This is a genomic window from Acinetobacter sp. ANC 4779 (assembly GCF_004331055.1).
GTDB lineage: Bacteria > Pseudomonadota > Gammaproteobacteria > Pseudomonadales > Moraxellaceae > Acinetobacter.
Window position 1 is genome coordinate 66,346 of record NZ_SJNU01000004.1, and the last position, 15,257, is coordinate 81,602.

21 protein-coding genes and 1 tRNA gene are annotated in these 15,257 nt (G+C 39.6%); 12 read left to right on the forward strand and 10 right to left on the reverse strand.

The genetic code is table 11. The features are described from left to right. Window positions 1-11 precede the first annotated feature (11 nt). Together E0H80_RS06410 and E0H80_RS17120 are read left to right on the forward strand one after the other, a co-directional pair. Window positions 12-314, forward strand: coding sequence for a hypothetical protein (locus E0H80_RS06410; RefSeq protein ID WP_131364472.1), 303 nt, complete (start codon window positions 12-14; stop codon window positions 312-314). Between the two features lie 76 nt (window positions 315-390). After that, the gene (locus E0H80_RS17120) at window positions 391-588 is read left to right on the forward strand and encodes a KTSC domain-containing protein (protein WP_416224577.1); all 198 of its coding nucleotides are present in this window, start codon (window positions 391-393) and stop codon (window positions 586-588) included. Here the strand turns inward: E0H80_RS17120 and E0H80_RS16595 are convergent. Then, the gene (locus E0H80_RS16595) at window positions 539-775 is read right to left on the reverse strand and encodes a hypothetical protein (RefSeq protein WP_165494283.1); all 237 of its coding nucleotides are present in this window, start codon (window positions 773-775) and stop codon (window positions 539-541) included. The genes E0H80_RS17120 and E0H80_RS16595 overlap by 50 nt on opposite strands. A gap of 92 nt (window positions 776-867) precedes the next feature. On the opposite strand from E0H80_RS16595, the gene E0H80_RS06420 reads away from it, so the two are divergent. The 3 genes from E0H80_RS06420 (at window position 868) to E0H80_RS06430 (ending at window position 3,615) form a co-directional block, all read left to right on the forward strand. Then, window positions 868-1,215 carry a hypothetical protein gene (locus tag E0H80_RS06420; RefSeq protein WP_131364208.1) on the forward strand — a complete coding sequence of 116 codons (348 nt, stop codon included), beginning with the start codon at window positions 868-870 and terminating at the stop codon, window positions 1,213-1,215. 1,133 nt (window positions 1,216-2,348) lie between these two features. Continuing rightward, window positions 2,349-3,293, forward strand: a complete 945-nt coding sequence (locus tag E0H80_RS06425; RefSeq protein WP_131364210.1) for a sensor domain-containing diguanylate cyclase — start codon at window positions 2,349-2,351, stop codon at window positions 3,291-3,293. 46 nt (window positions 3,294-3,339) lie between these two features. Further along, window positions 3,340-3,615, forward strand: a complete 276-nt coding sequence (locus tag E0H80_RS06430) for a hypothetical protein (protein ID WP_131364212.1) — start codon at window positions 3,340-3,342, stop codon at window positions 3,613-3,615. Here the strand turns inward: E0H80_RS06430 and E0H80_RS06435 are convergent. Together E0H80_RS06435 and E0H80_RS06440 are read right to left on the reverse strand one after the other, a co-directional pair. Further along, on the reverse strand, window positions 3,599-3,799 hold the full coding sequence (locus E0H80_RS06435; RefSeq protein ID WP_131364214.1) for a hypothetical protein: 201 nt from the start codon (window positions 3,797-3,799) through the stop codon (window positions 3,599-3,601). The genes E0H80_RS06430 and E0H80_RS06435 overlap by 17 nt on opposite strands. 136 nt (window positions 3,800-3,935) lie before the next feature. Further along, window positions 3,936-4,163: a hypothetical protein gene (locus tag E0H80_RS06440; RefSeq protein ID WP_131364216.1), complete on the reverse strand. Its 228-nt coding sequence runs from the start codon at window positions 4,161-4,163 to the stop codon at window positions 3,936-3,938. Here E0H80_RS06440 and E0H80_RS16975 point away from each other — a divergent pair. The 7 genes from E0H80_RS16975 to E0H80_RS06470 are packed head-to-tail and all read left to right on the forward strand — an operon-like array spanning window position 4,144 to window position 7,450. After that, window positions 4,144-4,275, forward strand: coding sequence for a hypothetical protein (locus E0H80_RS16975; RefSeq protein WP_265937219.1), 132 nt, complete (start codon window positions 4,144-4,146; stop codon window positions 4,273-4,275). The two genes, E0H80_RS06440 and E0H80_RS16975, sit on opposite strands and share 20 nt — an antisense overlap. Further along, window positions 4,275-4,655 carry a hypothetical protein gene (locus tag E0H80_RS06445; RefSeq protein ID WP_131364218.1) on the forward strand — a complete coding sequence of 127 codons (381 nt, stop codon included), beginning with the start codon at window positions 4,275-4,277 and terminating at the stop codon, window positions 4,653-4,655. Before E0H80_RS16975 ends, E0H80_RS06445 begins: the two co-directional genes overlap by 1 nt. A gap of 2 nt (window positions 4,656-4,657) precedes the next feature. Then, entirely contained in the window at window positions 4,658-5,638 is a 981-nt protein-coding gene (locus tag E0H80_RS06450; protein WP_131364220.1) for a YqaJ viral recombinase family protein, read from the forward strand. 23 nt (window positions 5,639-5,661) lie between these two features. Continuing rightward, window positions 5,662-6,657 carry a recombinase RecT gene (locus E0H80_RS06455; protein WP_131364222.1) on the forward strand — a complete coding sequence of 332 codons (996 nt, stop codon included), beginning with the start codon at window positions 5,662-5,664 and terminating at the stop codon, window positions 6,655-6,657. 46 nt (window positions 6,658-6,703) lie between these two features. Then, entirely contained in the window at window positions 6,704-6,973 is a 270-nt protein-coding gene (locus tag E0H80_RS06460; protein WP_131364224.1) for a hypothetical protein, read from the forward strand. Next, on the forward strand, window positions 6,960-7,160 hold the full coding sequence (locus E0H80_RS06465; protein ID WP_131364226.1) for a hypothetical protein: 201 nt from the start codon (window positions 6,960-6,962) through the stop codon (window positions 7,158-7,160). Before E0H80_RS06460 ends, E0H80_RS06465 begins: the two co-directional genes overlap by 14 nt. After that, window positions 7,160-7,450, forward strand: coding sequence for a DNA-binding protein (locus E0H80_RS06470; RefSeq protein WP_131364228.1), 291 nt, complete (start codon window positions 7,160-7,162; stop codon window positions 7,448-7,450). Before E0H80_RS06465 ends, E0H80_RS06470 begins: the two co-directional genes overlap by 1 nt. 30 nt (window positions 7,451-7,480) lie before the next feature. Here the strand turns inward: E0H80_RS06470 and E0H80_RS06475 are convergent, their stop codons facing one another. The 7 genes from E0H80_RS06475 to E0H80_RS06505 form a co-directional block, all read right to left on the reverse strand. Beyond that, window positions 7,481-8,482 (reverse strand): tyrosine-type recombinase/integrase, encoded by a 1,002-nt coding sequence (locus E0H80_RS06475; protein WP_131364230.1) that lies wholly within the window; start codon window positions 8,480-8,482, stop codon window positions 7,481-7,483. Window positions 8,483-8,662: 180 nt separating this feature from the next. Then, window positions 8,663-8,739: transfer RNA gene (locus E0H80_RS06480), tRNA-Val, on the reverse strand. A gap of 31 nt (window positions 8,740-8,770) precedes the next feature. After that, a complete protein-coding gene (locus E0H80_RS06485; protein WP_131364232.1) occupies window positions 8,771-10,795 on the reverse strand; it encodes a transglutaminaseTgpA domain-containing protein in 2,025 nt (674 codons plus the stop codon). A gap of 3 nt (window positions 10,796-10,798) precedes the next feature. Next, the gene (locus E0H80_RS06490; RefSeq protein WP_131364234.1) at window positions 10,799-11,704 is read right to left on the reverse strand and encodes a DUF58 domain-containing protein; all 906 of its coding nucleotides are present in this window, start codon (window positions 11,702-11,704) and stop codon (window positions 10,799-10,801) included. Window positions 11,705-11,716: 12 nt separating this feature from the next. After that, complete coding sequence (locus E0H80_RS06495) at window positions 11,717-12,667, reverse strand: AAA family ATPase (RefSeq protein ID WP_131364236.1); 951 nt, start codon at window positions 12,665-12,667, stop codon at window positions 11,717-11,719. A 110-nt stretch (window positions 12,668-12,777) separates the two neighbouring features. Further along, window positions 12,778-13,080 carry a YbdD/YjiX family protein gene (locus E0H80_RS06500; protein WP_067864011.1) on the reverse strand — a complete coding sequence of 101 codons (303 nt, stop codon included), beginning with the start codon at window positions 13,078-13,080 and terminating at the stop codon, window positions 12,778-12,780. After that, window positions 13,077-15,182 carry a carbon starvation CstA family protein gene (locus E0H80_RS06505; protein ID WP_131364238.1) on the reverse strand — a complete coding sequence of 702 codons (2,106 nt, stop codon included), beginning with the start codon at window positions 15,180-15,182 and terminating at the stop codon, window positions 13,077-13,079. The genes E0H80_RS06500 and E0H80_RS06505 overlap by 4 nt, the downstream gene beginning before the upstream one ends. Window positions 15,183-15,257: the final 75 nt, after the last annotated feature.

The window sequence follows — 15,257 nt, forward strand, 5'->3', positions numbered from 1 at the left end:
AAGAGAACATAATGATCGCAACCCTTAATAAATCCAAAACTGCCCTAACGATTAATCGTCAAGAATTTAAATTGGCATTAGATAAAATTGGAGCAGGAATTGATAAACAAATAGCCTCGCTTAAAAAAGCCAAGCAAAGCTATGATGCTGCGGAAATGGCACTTGAGGTCATTAGTGAAGCAAATATCTTTGATGCCATTATTGAAGGCTTTAACGAAGCAGAAGAAACCAATCTAAAGCTGACTGACATAACCAATCTTGAAGTGGCTCAAGGATGGATAGATGAATTTTTAGAAAAGTATTCAGATATATAAATAACTAATCAATATAGAGATTGGAAACTGCGACCCCGACGCAGTCCTTTGGATCGGGTGGAGAAGTGCAATGAATATGATTCCTGTGAGATCTAGTGCTATACGTGCCATTGGGTATGATACTGATACAAACCAGCTGGGCATTCAGTTCACAAGTCATTCAACAATTTATACCTTCTACAATGTTCCTTTTCGGGTATTTAATGAATTAATGGCTGCCCCATCTAAGGGGAATTACTATCATGCGTACATCGAGGGGAACTACAAAGGTTAATACCCAAAAGATTTGCTATTTTATTAGTTTTTTCTAGGTATTCTGCATGATTAATTCTCCACTGCAGTTCATTAGGTTGAGCATCCACATTATCTGTCGTTATGGTGTTGTGACTTGAGCTTAATGCTAATTGAATATCAATCAACATCTCTCGAATAGCTTCAAATTCCGATTCAGTTAAATCCATCTCAAAGACTCCAAACAACCCATCCTTGTGATGGGTTTTCTTTTACCAATCCCCCGTTATAATTCATTCACCAATAACTAGAAAAACCAATCATGAAAACAAAAATTCTTACAATTACCCTTTTTCTAATCACTCTTACTGGCTGTGATAAACAGGCTGAGCCGCCAACATCTGAACAATCAGATAATCCAACTACCACAGCTCAATTTGAGCAATCAGATGAAAAGATTGGTAAATACCTAGATCAACTGGACGATCCCAATACCATACAAGATGCTCGAACTCAGATCCTATGTAAAGACTACCCTACTGAATACAAAACCAATTACATGCCATCACTAATGAAGCTATCACTAGGTGAATACACAGAAAGTAAATTGCTGTCTGATTTGGAATCAGCTCTAGATTACTATAAGTCAAATTTCGACATTAAATGTTAAAATATAGAATCGTACCCAAGCTATAGGTGGTCGTAATGGAAAGAGCTGTAATTGCAGTAATTCTGATTATTATCCTGATATTGCTGATCATTTTTTATAATAAGAAAAAATAGTCTACTTGCTCACATATCAAGCATATTTAAATGATTATGTCATCTAATTAGCCTATCATCACACAGCAATACTAAGGATAGTATTTCTCTCGCACAGACCCACTTCGGTGGGTTTCTTATTTCTGAAATATAATCCTGTTATTATAAATTCAAGGTCAAATTCTAAGGTGCGACCTGTAATAACTAAGTAACACCACCTAGCCCACTATTTGTGGGTTTCTTTTTATGTAAAAAATATAGATATATTTAATATACATCTTTAGATTATAATTATTGAGAAGTCAACTATATGATTACACTATGTTATTTTATCTTTTCTTACTGTTATTAAATATTTTGCCATTGTCGGACTAGTTTTATTTTTTAATAGAAAATAAAAACCTTAAACAGAGCTTAAAAGTGGGTTTTTTATTGATTTAAGTTTATAATTACAAGCTGTAATAATTAAAAAATATAGTCATGAAGAAGGCAGTAATTCATACCCTACTCTTATTGTTAAGTTTAACTGCTTGTGAAGAACACAAGTTAGACTCAATTGATTCACAATTAAATTCTACTTCTTTTAAAAGACCAGATAGTCTTTTCAGCGTGTATATAGCAAAATTAGACTCTGAATTTAACGATCCTAAAGTTCGGTATCGTAACTTATGTAGCAATTATTCCTATGATTATAAAACTAATTATTTACCCAATTTACTCAAGTTCGCTTCTGATAATTATGATGAATTAGGCCTTATAGCTGACTTAAATATAGTTTTGGAACATTACAAAAGAAAAGATATAACTTATTGCTAACATCTTAAGATGTTTTTGAAACCCACCCTTGAGTGGGTGTTCTTTTGTCTCATCAAATAATGTATCTTCCTAGTTTAATTAGTGGAATATTCAGTAATTTCAGGTAGAGTAAATTCAACGTTTAATGCTTTTTAAAACCAATTACCTTTATATTTTTTTATAAGACTGTGATTTAGATTTTGGAATACAGACACCTAACCTGAATGCATAAAAGATAGGCCTATAATGAATAATATTAACTTTAGGAGTTTTGAAGAAGCAGGACAAGCTATTTTAAAATTCTTATCTCAGCGTTTTGGATTTAAGTTATGGATGATTACTCGTACGGAGGATGATGATTGGATCGTACTACTAAGTGAAGATAATGGTTATAACATTAAGCCAGGGCAGGTATTTCATTGGGCAGACTCGTTTTGCTCACACATGGTACAAAATAATGCGCCTCGTATTGTTCCCTACTCGCCTGATATTCAAGTTTATACAGACGCACCAATAAATAAGCTTGTCACTATTAAAGCCTATATTGGCCAACCTCTTTTTAAAGAAGATGGTTCCCTTTTTGGCACTCTCTGTGCAATTGATCCTGAACCTCAATCTAAAGCTCTTCTTGAAGATGCTCCATTATTTGACTTAATTGCAAAGATGCTTAGTTTTACTATTCAAGCTGAATTAAAAACAGCAAAATACATACGTAAAGCCGAACGTTTTGAGATGGAATCGTTATCTGACCCAATGACTGGGCTCTTTAACCGTCGTGCTTGGGATCAGTTAATTAAATTAGAAGAAGAACGATGCAAACTATACGGCCATCCTACTGCTGTAATTATGATTGATCTTAATGACCTCAAGATCACGAATGATACTTTAGGGCATGCGGCAGGTGATGAACTAATTCAAAGAATGTCCTTAACGCTTAAAGACATTATACGAAGCAATGATATTGTGGCTCGTTTAGGTGGTGATGAGTTTGCTGTACTAAGTATAGAAACAAACTTAGAGAATGCTAAGAAATTTGTATTAAGAATTCAAAGTGCATTTGCAAAAGCGGGTATTAGTGCTGCAATTGGCCTTGCAATGCGAAATCCAACATTTGGGTTAGTGGCAGCTATCACAGAAGCAGATGCAAAGATGTATCAGAATAAAGTTTTAGTTAAGTCTAATAATAATTAATAAAGAAGCCGCAACCTGGGCGGCTCTTGAATCGGGTGGAGATAAAATGAAGACTTACTCAGTCACTTATGATTTACATCAAGTAAAAAACTACGCTCTTTTGAATGAGGGGATTGATAAAATTTCAGAGACCGTCTGGGTTAAGGTGACCCTCTCTCAATTCATTATTAAGTCAAAATATAGTGCAATTCAAATTAGAGGTTTTTTAGCAAAGCATGTCGATAATGATGATGTGTTGTTTATAACCGAGATTAATTTAAACAATAAAGCCTCTCAAAATTTACCAACAAATATTGCTGATGCTGTTAATCGCTTGAAATGAGCGATGAATTGCCTGTGCGAGCCACTCCACAATAAAAATCCTTTTCGTCTTGAATTACTTTATCAATCCATTCTTGGTTTGCGTCCACAACCACATCCTCTATAAGGGTAACGCGACCTTCGTATAACTTAATGCGTGTACCTTTAGGAATAACACCGCGTTCTAGTTCTTGATTACCACCCATAACAAACTCCAAATAACCCACCTTGTGTGGGTTTTCTTTTGTCTATTAAATCATGGTTAATAAAAAAAGTTAACTTTTAATTAACTTAGGTTAGCTTTAGTATTGACATATTTATTAACTACAGTTAATCTTTATCTCATAAACAAAGAAAAGCCCCAACGTAGCGGTAACTACTTGGAGCATGACCCACACCTTCCTGTGAGTGAGATAAGTATGAACCAAACCCATTCCCATAGTCAAACCCCAGAGTTTGGCTACATTCCCCCAACAGGGATTCTTCATCAGCAACCGCCATCAACTGTGAGATTGCTAAAACAAATAAACGCGCCAAGGTTAAAGCTTGGATGCAGGACACCTTAGCCATTGTGGTGATTCTTGGAACGATTGGCGCAGTGCCTTTTATGGTACGCAGCTGTTCAAACGATGTGGATCGTCAGACGTTGCAGGCGGTTAAGTTTCAAGCGGAGGTGAAGTGATGAATGCTCAAACTAAACCTGAATTGTTTGCTCCCTGCTTCCCTATTTTTTGGCTTAAAGATGAAAGTATTGAAGTTGATGCTGGCATGGTTCGATTCACTTTGATGTATGGCTGCGTTGAGTTTGATTGTGAAATGCTGGCGAACGAGTTGAGTGATTGGGCTTGTGTTGAGTTGCAATTCGATCCTGAAGGCGGTCGAGATGTGCCTTACACCAAACTTAAAATAGATAACAAAACTTTAGCCCTGGTCACGCGATCTGATTTGAAAGAAACACCAGCCGGCCTGAATTTCATCCTCACCGAATATCAAGTTGGTGACTTGAATGCACAACTGGAAGCGAAAGCTGTAGAAAAATTTGAATTGAAGCAGGGAGCATAAGAATGAATACACAAATTAATTTACAAGAAGTTGAAAATGCTCGTCAAGAATGGCTTCAATCTCGTCGTCTTGGTGTGGGTGGTTCGGATGTCGCTGCAATCCTTGGTTTGAGCAAATACAAATCTCCTTATCAGCTTTGGCTGGATAAGACTAGCCGTTCTGATCTGGAAGACAGCACTAGTGAGCCTGCCTACTGGGGAAATATGCTGGAAGACGTTGTGGCTAAAGAATATGCCAAGCGCAATAGAGTGAAGGTGCAGCGTGTCAATGCAACGATTCGCAACCCGGAACATGAATGGATGATTGCCAATATTGACCGTGCAATTATCAATCCAGATATTTCAGGAAATGTACGCATCAAAGACGGCAAGCTCACCACGGACCGCATCCTAGAATGCAAAACAGCAAATCAATACCTGGCAAAGCTATGGGGTGACGAGCAATCGGAACAGGTGCCAGATTATTACCTGACTCAAGTGCAGTGGTATATGGGTATTACAGGTGCATCAATGTGTGGCCTTGGTGTGCTGATCGGTGGACAGAAATTCCGCAGCTACCAAGTGCAGTTTGATCCAGAACTGTTTGAAATGCTCACAGATGAATGCTCTACGTTCTGGCATGAGAATGTGCAAGCAGATGTACCACCTGTTCCAACTACATTTGATGATGTGCTTCATCGCTGGTCTCATCACAACCCTGATCAGGCATTAACAGCTGACGATGAACTTGCGGAAATAATTGCTGAATATAAAGACCTAAACAGCACTATCAAAGATGCAGATAAAGAGCTTGATGCTCTGAAATTAAAGATTTGTTCGCGCATGGAAGATGCGGAAATGATCATTGCTGAGGATAAACGTCTAGCAACTTTCAAATATCAAGAACGCAACACACTGGACAGCAAAGCACTTAAATCGGCTCACCCAGATATCTACGAACAATTTTTGAAGACTTCAAGCACTCGCGTTTTACGTGTGGCTTAACCAAATTTAAAAGGAATAAAAATATGAACGCAATTGTTAAAGCAAATCAAAATGCAGCTGCAAATTTCTTAACCCCAACCAGCCTGCAAGAAGCAATGCAGATTGCTGACCTGCTTGCAGGTTCTGACATTGTGCCGAAGGATTACCAGCGCAAACCCGGCAACATTCTGGTTGCTATGCAGTGGGGTGCTGAAATTGGCTTGCAGCCTTTGCAGGCACTACAGAACATTGCTGTAATTAATGGACGCCCTTCTGTTTGGGGTGATGCAATGCTTGCTTTAGTGCGTAGCTCGGGTCTGCTTGAATTTATTCGCGAGGAGCTATCAGATAATGGTCAAGAAGCAACTTGCACCGTAAAGCGCAAAGGTCAGGAACCTGTAGTTTCAAAATTCAGCATGGAGGATGCTAAAAAGGCTGGCTTATCTGGCAAACAAGGCCCATGGACTCAGTATCCGAAACGCATGTTGAAGCTACGTGCACGCTCTTACGCATTGCGTGATGAATTTACAGATGTCCTTAAGGGTATGGCAATCGCTGAAGAAGAACAGGATAAGGAAATCGATATCACTCCTGCTGCTGTTTCGGCTGAATCTGGCACAGTAAAAGCCAATAGCGGATCCTCTGCCCTTAAACAGCGCATGGCAAAGAAAGCTGCGGTTGATTCAGTGGCTACAGAAATCGACCTAACCCCTTACTACCAGCGCATTGATAATGCCACTTCCCTTGATGAGCTTAATCAGATCGGCGCTGACATTGCTGCGCTGAATCTGGGTGAGCCTGCCAAGTCTGAGATTGGAAATTTATTTAAAGCCAAGCGTGAAGAACTAAAAGCTAACCAAGTATTCCCTGCTGAATCAGTTCAATCGGTGATTGAGGAGATCAACAATACTGCCGATCTTGATGCGCTAAACGCAATTATGGCTTCACGCTTTGAGCCCTTTACAGCTCAGATGAATGATGACCAGATCATGCAAATCAATTCAGCCTATGAAGCACAAGAAGCGGCTTTAACAGCCTGATTTGGGAATATGCGCCCTTAATTGGGTGCTATTAAGGAACTTAAGCATGATCTGCCCTCAACATCTAATCCCGGTATTCACCATCTTCAATGCAAATGATGAATACCACTGTGTGATTAACAAAATTCAAGATGAAGCAGTTTTCACCAAACCGAATAAGCCAAGTCTGAAAATTGATGGTCTTGGCAAGATGAATGAAGCGGCTCAAAAGCGTTTCAAGTTGTTCTTAGAATTATGGCTGAGACATGGTAAGGACTTTGTTGTTCGCCTTAAAGCTCAAGCGATTATGTTGGAGCCAGCTCATGACCAATCTTGAACAAGCCAAAGACCTCATTGAAACCTTAGCAGCCCGAAAAATTGGCGACACTGGCTACAAATTAAGTGGTGAAGAAGTTGAATTGGTTTATGAAGTTCTTAATGAGCATGTGATACGGAATGAATTTCAGGGAATTAACACGAAATTACCTTTTGAGGTAGTTCAAGGTTTGAAGGAGGTGTCTTGATGGGAGCATTAAAATTTACAATCACGGTTGAGTCGGATGTACCACCTCAAATATTTTTAGGTGCTGATATTGGTGGTGCAACAGTAATTGGAATGCAACAAGAGAAGGTTGAATTAGTCTCTGCTGCATGGCTTGCAGAAAAATATTCAACGTCGGTTGATACAATCAGAAGAAAATGTGAAAGCATTAACCAAGGCACCACCGGAAAGGCTTTGTACAACCCAAAACTTGCCGATGCTATTTTGAAGAATGAGGTTAAAAGTAAGCGCGGTGCAAGAAGAAAAAATTAATTAAAATCACGCCCCTTTTAAGGGGCTTTTTCATAACATATCTGCAATATCGTCAGCATGCGGATTATAGTAAGTATTCAGTAGGATTTTAATTGTTCTATGCCCCGTAATCTTTGCCAAAATCTCTACAGGTACTTTGCGCTGATTAACCAGCCTTGTAATCGCTTCATGGCGTGTATCATGAAAATGCAAATCATCTAATCCAATCTTTGCCTTAGTACGCTCAAATAGAAGCCTAAAAGCATTCTCTGACTGCGGTATGAGTTTTTCATTGTCATGCTGGATGAGCTTCAGCATTTCACGTGCTTGCGGTGTCAAAGGCACGTTTCTAGCTTCGCCATTTTTTGTGTCAGGCAGATGCACATACTTCTCAAATATGTCGCTCATTTTAATACTGAGTAGCTCACCTCTGCGCATTGCGGTTTCAAGCGCAAACAAGAAGCCCCATGCAACATAGTGATGCGGTGTAACAGGAACCTGTCCGCGACAATAATTAAATGCTGCAATAATTTTATCTATTTCATCATCAGTGATTCTTCGGTCACGCGATTTTGGCTTTTTAGGCTTTGACACAGAAAAGAAGGGATTTGTGTCAAGAATGAATAATTCCTTTTGAGCATAAGTGAAAATAGCACTATAGAGACTCATCTCTTTAAGCACGGTATTTGCATTTACTTCTTTACTGCGCTTATTACGCCAGTTGGTTAAATGTTTTGGCGTGATGTCGTAAATTGATGCTTGGGCCAATACGCCAAATTTCTCATCGAAGTTTTTAAGTTGACCATAGATCCACGGCTTAGACTTCTTGTGTCTGCCTTCATCTTTATAGTATTTGTCGAATAACTCTTTAAATGTATATTGTGGTCGATTATCTAAAGGTACATCTATGTTTTCTTTTTCTAGAATTTTTTGAGCAACTGCCCACTGAATGCACTCTTTTTCAGTATCTCTGGTGCAGTATTCCCTCTTGCCATTCACCATGACGGAAATAGACCATGCCTCACCTCTTTTTCTTGGTTTTGGTAATTTCATGAGATATAAATTCAGATTGCAGATTTGACGACACAATCTTGACACAAACCTGACACAAAATGACGTAATTTTTGCGGTATTTTCTTATTTTCTCGCAGCAAGTAAAGCAAATGCAGCAATTTAGGAATTAAAAAAGGGCTTACAAGTCTTTGAAATTGCTTGTAAACCCTTGATTTATATTGGTAGGTATAAGCAGACTCGAACTGCTGACCTCTACGATGTCAACGTAGCGCTCTAACCAACTGAGCTATACACCTAAGTGCTGTGAATCATATTCATTTTTATTTTTTAAGACAAGTGCTTTCTTCTCTTTTTTAACGCATATGCACAAGTTTTCAGCATTTCACTGAATTTTTTTAGCCTTGTATCACTTGGCACTACAGAAAACTGTTGCTGCTGATAATATTCTGCCGTTTGGATAAATATCCTATGCTGATCTTCTTCAATTCCATCGGCTAATCGTTGCATCCAAGCAAAAAAAGTTTCAGCAGGCTGCTTACGTAACGGTTCTTCCAATTGCTTAGAGAACTGTTGAATCGCACGTTCATATGCCGAACCGTGCTGTCTGTTACGATAATAAATCCAAACAAAATAAAAAATTACCACTAATAAAATGCTGGAGAGCAATATCAGGATACTGGCATAAGCAGTTTTTAGACCTAATTTCGACAACCAACTTTGCTGCTTTTCAGCATCGTATCCTATGACTTTGCTTTGCCATTGATAACTTGCATAATCACTCCATATTCGCATGTTTTTCATCACTGCAAATTGGCGATATCTCCACTTTTGCTCTTTACTCCCCAAAATTGTTCGATCATTTTCAATATAATTTTGCATTCCCCCATCTATACGTTGCGGTGCAATGATTGCAGTGGGATCAACACGTTGCCATTTTCCATTTAATTGTACTTCTGTCCATGCATGAGCATCAAGTTGACGAACTTCCCAACTAGCTCGATCCAGCGCAAGTTGTCCGCCTTGATAACCAATGACTACACGTGCAGGAATTCCAACATATCGCATTAACATGGCAAAACTCGAAGCATAATGCTCACAAAAGCCCTGCCGGGATTGAAACAAGAATTCATCAATACGGTTTTCACCCAATAAACCCGGGGTTAAGGTATATACAAAATCATTTTTCTTATACCACTGTAAAATATTACGGACATATTGATCAGGTAACTGTCCACTTTGCCGAAACATTTCCAAGGCGAATTGACGTGATTGTTCATCAAGTTGTGCAGGAGTTTGAATGGTGATTTTTTTCAGTACATTGTTTTGGGATAATCCTCGTTCTTGCAGCTGTACATCGCCTAACCAATGCAAATTAATAGGCTGATTCCGGGTGATGGAACGGATCGGGCTAATACCCCAATCCTGCTTTAAACGGTATTCGGGGTCTTTAGGAATGGATTTTTCTAAGCCCATTACCCACATTACCCGTGGATCTGCAGCTAAATATTGGTAATCAAAACCCTGATTTGTTTTTCTCGTAATCGTATTCGTATTCGTATTCGTAAAGACAGGCTGTTGATTCACAAAACTACTGGTCCATGTTCTACCATCATATTGGTCCAGAACCATTGCTCGCCAATAAAGCTCATTTCGGGAAGGGAGTTTATTAACATTGCCAATAATGCGAAAAGCCAAACTACTAGATTGAGAAAGCGCTGCAATATCACCGGGTGACATGCTATCACTCATCCCCGTGACACTTTTTTGTTCTGGAATTGGAATATGCCACAGTGGCGGTAAACGCGGAAAAAAGATAAACAGCAAGATAAAAAAAGGCAAAGCCAAAAGTAGAAATTTACCCACATGCTTGGCATCTGTTTTTAATTCCGCTGATGGATTGGATGCGTGTTTAAAGTCACTGGTTTGTAAACGATAAAGCCCGATCAGGCAACTGAATAAACACAGCAGAATGATAATGGCCATCCAGATGGACTGACTATATAAAAATGAACTCGCTCCGACAAACAAGGCAAAATTAAACAAGATAATAACATCACGTCTACTTTTGGTTTCCAAAGCTTTGGCAAACAAAAAAGTGGATAAAACCGCAACCCCGGCTTCTACCCCAATAAAACTCTGATAGGTAAAATAGATGGTCGCCAATGCTAAAATTGTCAGGGCAAATGTCCATATTTTGGATACTGCTTTGGACTGCTGTCTGAAGCTAATAAACAAACAGAGCATAATCACGGCAAAAATTGCACTTAACAGAACAGGACTAAAAAATACTTGTGCAATTAGTAGTAATAATAAAGTAATTAAAATCGAGGTTCTAACGTCAGCATGAATCATAATTTAAGCCTGCGCCAAAAGTTTTTTTGCCTTAAGCAACTGGTTTGTACCACTTCCTGTGCTTAATTCAGCTTGAGGTAAAAATATCACATAGCTACATTGCAGTTGCTCACATTGCTCAATCAGCCCCATCATTAAACTGAGTTTTTCTTCATGCTCGGTACTTGGCATATTTGCATAATGGATTTCTATACTCGGTTGATCATCATGTTGCTCAAAGACCTTAATATATAAACCTTGCCCACGTGCTACCTGCTTCCATGACACGGCTTGCAAGGAATCTCCTAACTTGAAATTACGCAGTTCACGGAACTCATCCATATCAGGTTCAAAACTATGCTGATACTGTTTGTTTTCTGCATTATAAAATTCAGCTTTGGGCGCCACCCACGAATATTCCGTTAAGTAAAAATAGGTCCATGCACGAACCAGCCCAAATGGATATACAGCATAAATCTGCACAGTTGGATAATGAAACTTGCCACGTTTATCCATAAAAAAAGACAGAGTAATTTTTTGCTTGAGTTCGACAATAGAGACTTTTTCTAAATGCTGATCGGTTTTAATCCATAAATAACGCGATTGCTTTTGTCGTTGTTGAAAATGGATTTGTAAATCAAGATTATCTCCTGCCTGTCCTATCTCATTTACTGAAATTTCAATATTTAAATCATGTAATTGTTTAAAAGTGACATAAAAACTAATACATAAAATTGCACTGATTAGAAAGCAAAAACCCAAAATCAGGTTATTGGCATAATTGATTCCGGCAATAAAAGTAATCAAGATCAATACTAAATACAGATAGCCCTGCTGATAGATAAAAATCAAAATGTCTTTTTGCGAAAGCTTTTTTACTTTTTCAAATTGAAAGCGTTTTGCTAACCATTTTTGCCAAGGCTTGCTCAATTTGATCTTCCTTTAGCTAATATTGATTTGCTGCATCAACTGCAAAGTTTCTGCTTCACTCAATCCAATCCGATGCGAAACCACGGCAACAAACACGGCCTGAACATCATCCGGGGTGACATAGCTACGCTGTTCAATAAAGGCATGCGCTTGTGAAGCTTTTTTCAGAGCCAATAGCCCACGCGTGGATAATCCATGCCGGTTTTTACGTGTTTCACTGGCCAAATCCAGCATATAATCCAGCATCACGTCAGCAATATGAATCTGCATGACCCGTTGTTGAATATCTAAAATTTCGTACTCGCTAAAAACATGTTCCAAGGTTGAAATCAAGGCATAGCGGGAGGCCTGTTGTAACAATAGTTTTTCTGCAGAACGTGATGGATAGCCCAGTGACAAACGCATCAGAAACCGATCCAGCTGGGATTCTGGCAAGCTATAAGTGCCACTTTGAAACAGCGGATTCTGCGTTGCAATCACCCAAAAAGGTTGCGGCAATTGATAACGTACCCCATCTACCGTCACCAAACCTTCTTCCATCGCTTCTAACAACGCACTCTGGGTTTTGGGACTACAGCGGTTAATCTCATCTGCGAGTAATATTTGGGTGAAAATTGGACCTTGCTTGAACTCAAACTGGTGCTGCTTTTGATTAAACATATTTACGCCAATGACATCACTGGCAAGCATGTCATTGGTAAACTGAATACGCTGAAACTTTAGCCCTGCAATATGGGATAAGGCACTGGACAATGTCGTTTTACCAAGTCCAGGTAAATCTTCAAACAACACATGCCCGCCCGCCAACAAACTGGTTAAAGCCAGTTTGGTCTGATGTTCTTTATCTAAAATAATGCTATTGATTTGCGTTAAGAAGGCTTGAATTTTTGCCGCATAAGATTCAACTTTTTCATTCAGCTGTTGCTGTTCGTGTGTGAGTTCTTGTTTTTGAACCTTACTCATACCCCAAATCACAATTCATTCCCCCAATAAAAAAACGGTGCATAATTAACATACACCGTTTTATCCTTTTTCCAAAGAAATCAAAAGATTTTTGAAAAGACGTATTCAGATTAACACGGGCACTTTTTCATTCCCCCAGCTGCACTTGGATAACGTGCATCCACGCAGTGACGGTAAAATGTTTTGGCATCCATTGCGACCAAGTCTGGATGATTCTTTTTCATATGCTCTAGATAAGTCTGATAATCCGGCACACCGACCATCAAGCGAAAACTCTGCTGGAGACGTTGCCAAATCAATTGAATGGTTTTAATGCCATTCAACATCAAAAACTTTTTCGGCTGTGCAAGCACTGTAAATTTAATGATTTTGCCTAAAGCCAATTTTTGGCGAATCTGATCTTTTAGACTCATTTCAGCTCTCCTGCGACTTCATTTGGACTAATCTCATCCCTGTAAACGGCTTCTGACTCATGTACGCTTGGATTAGGATCTGCCCATGCACGACGAATCACACCAATGGCAGCCACCAACATTACAATCGCCACAATCATAAAGAAACCACAAAGCACAGCATTGATTTGATTTGAGAACACAATCGTTTGCATTTCAGCGATGTCTTTGGCTGGTTTTAAAATTTCATTACGTGCAATTGCATCAGAGAAACGGTTGGCTTGTGCCAGGAAACCAATTTTTGGATTTTCATGGAACATTTTCTGCCAACCTGCCGTCATACAGGTAATAAATAAGAAAATGGTTGGAAAAATAGTGATCCAAACATATTTCTCTTTCTTCATTTTGAACAAGATCACAGTACCCAAAATCAGTGCCATTGCAGCAAGCATTTGGTTACCAATACCAAATAAAGGCCATAAGCTATTAATACCGCCAAGTGGATCAATCACACCTTGATAAACAAAAAAACCCCAACCTGAAACAGCAACGGCGGTTCCCAGCAGATTACCAAAGAAGTTATGTGATTTTTTCAACGCAGGAATCACGATACCAACAGTATCCTGAACCATGAAACGGCAAGCACGTGTACCCGCATCTACCGCAGTTAAAATGAATAAGGCTTCAAACAAAATTGCGAAGTGATACCAGAACGCCATCATAGAACGGTTGTTAAAAATTTCCGTAATAATGTGCGCCATACCAATCGCAAATGTTGGCGCACCGCCTGTACGTGAAAGAATCGAGCTTTCACCGACTTCCTGAGCAAGTAAAGTCAATGCTTCGGGGGTCACCACAAAGCCTAAATTACGCACTGCTTCAGCAGCACTTTCAACTGTGGTACCTAATACGGCAGCGGGTGCATTAATTGCAAAATAGACACCTGGCTCAAGAATAGTGGCGCAAATCATTGCCATGACAGCAACGAAAGATTCCATCAACATACCACCGTAACCGATTACACGAATATCGACTTCATTTTCAATGAGTTTTGGTGTGGTTCCTGAAGCAACCAGAGCGTGGAAACCGGAAATTGCACCACAGGCAATGGTAATGAATAAGAATGGGAACATAGATCCTGCGAATACAGGACCTGTGCCATCAATGAAATGCGTTACCGCAGGCATTTTCATTTCAGGTAATGCCACCATAATACCGACTGCAAGACCGGCAATCACACCAATCTTCAAGAAGGTAGAAAGGTAGTCACGTGGTGCCAGCAACAACCAAACCGGCAAGACTGAAGCAACGAAACCGTAAATGATTAAACACCAAGTCAGTTGCGTACCAGAAAGTGTAAAGATCGGTCCCCAATAAGGATCAGCTGCGACATTTCCACCGTACACAATCGCCAGCATCATCAGCACAAAACCAATGATCGAAACCTCGGCAATTTTTCCCGGACGGATATAACGCATATATACGCCCATGAACAATGCAATTGGAATGGTTGCAGCAATACTGAACACACCCCATGGACTGTTGGTCAAGGCTTTCACCACCACCAATGCAAGCACTGCCAGAATGATGATCATAACGCCTAAGGCACCCAGCATTACAATTACACCCGCAAAGGAACCTAGTTCCTGCTTGGCCATTTCACCGAGCGAACGCCCATCACGGCGGGTGGAGATAAACAGCACCAAGAAGTCCTGAACAGCACCCGCAAGAACCACACCCACCAACAACCAGATGGTTCCAGGTAAATAACCCATCTGCGCTGCAAGAATAGGACCGACCAATGGCCCGGCACCTGCAATAGCGGCAAAGTGGTGACCAAACAGGACATATTTATTGGTGGGAACATAATCCAGACCATCGGCTAAACGATGCGCTGGCGTTAAACGTCGGGCATTGAGTTCAAAGACTTTATTGGCAATAAATAAACTATAGAAGCGATAAGCAATGCTATATACACAGATGGCTGCCAATACGAGCCAAACTGCATTCACATGCTCTCCTCTGCTGATCGCCAGTATCCCGAATGATACCGCACCTAAAATCGCGACCAGAAGCCACACTATTTTTGAAGTCATGGTTAACTTCGGTTGAATTTTTTCCATGTAATTCCCTCATATCTTCTGCATAAATCAGCGTTCATTTTTATTGTTGGAAATACTGCTGTTTCTTCCTTTGCG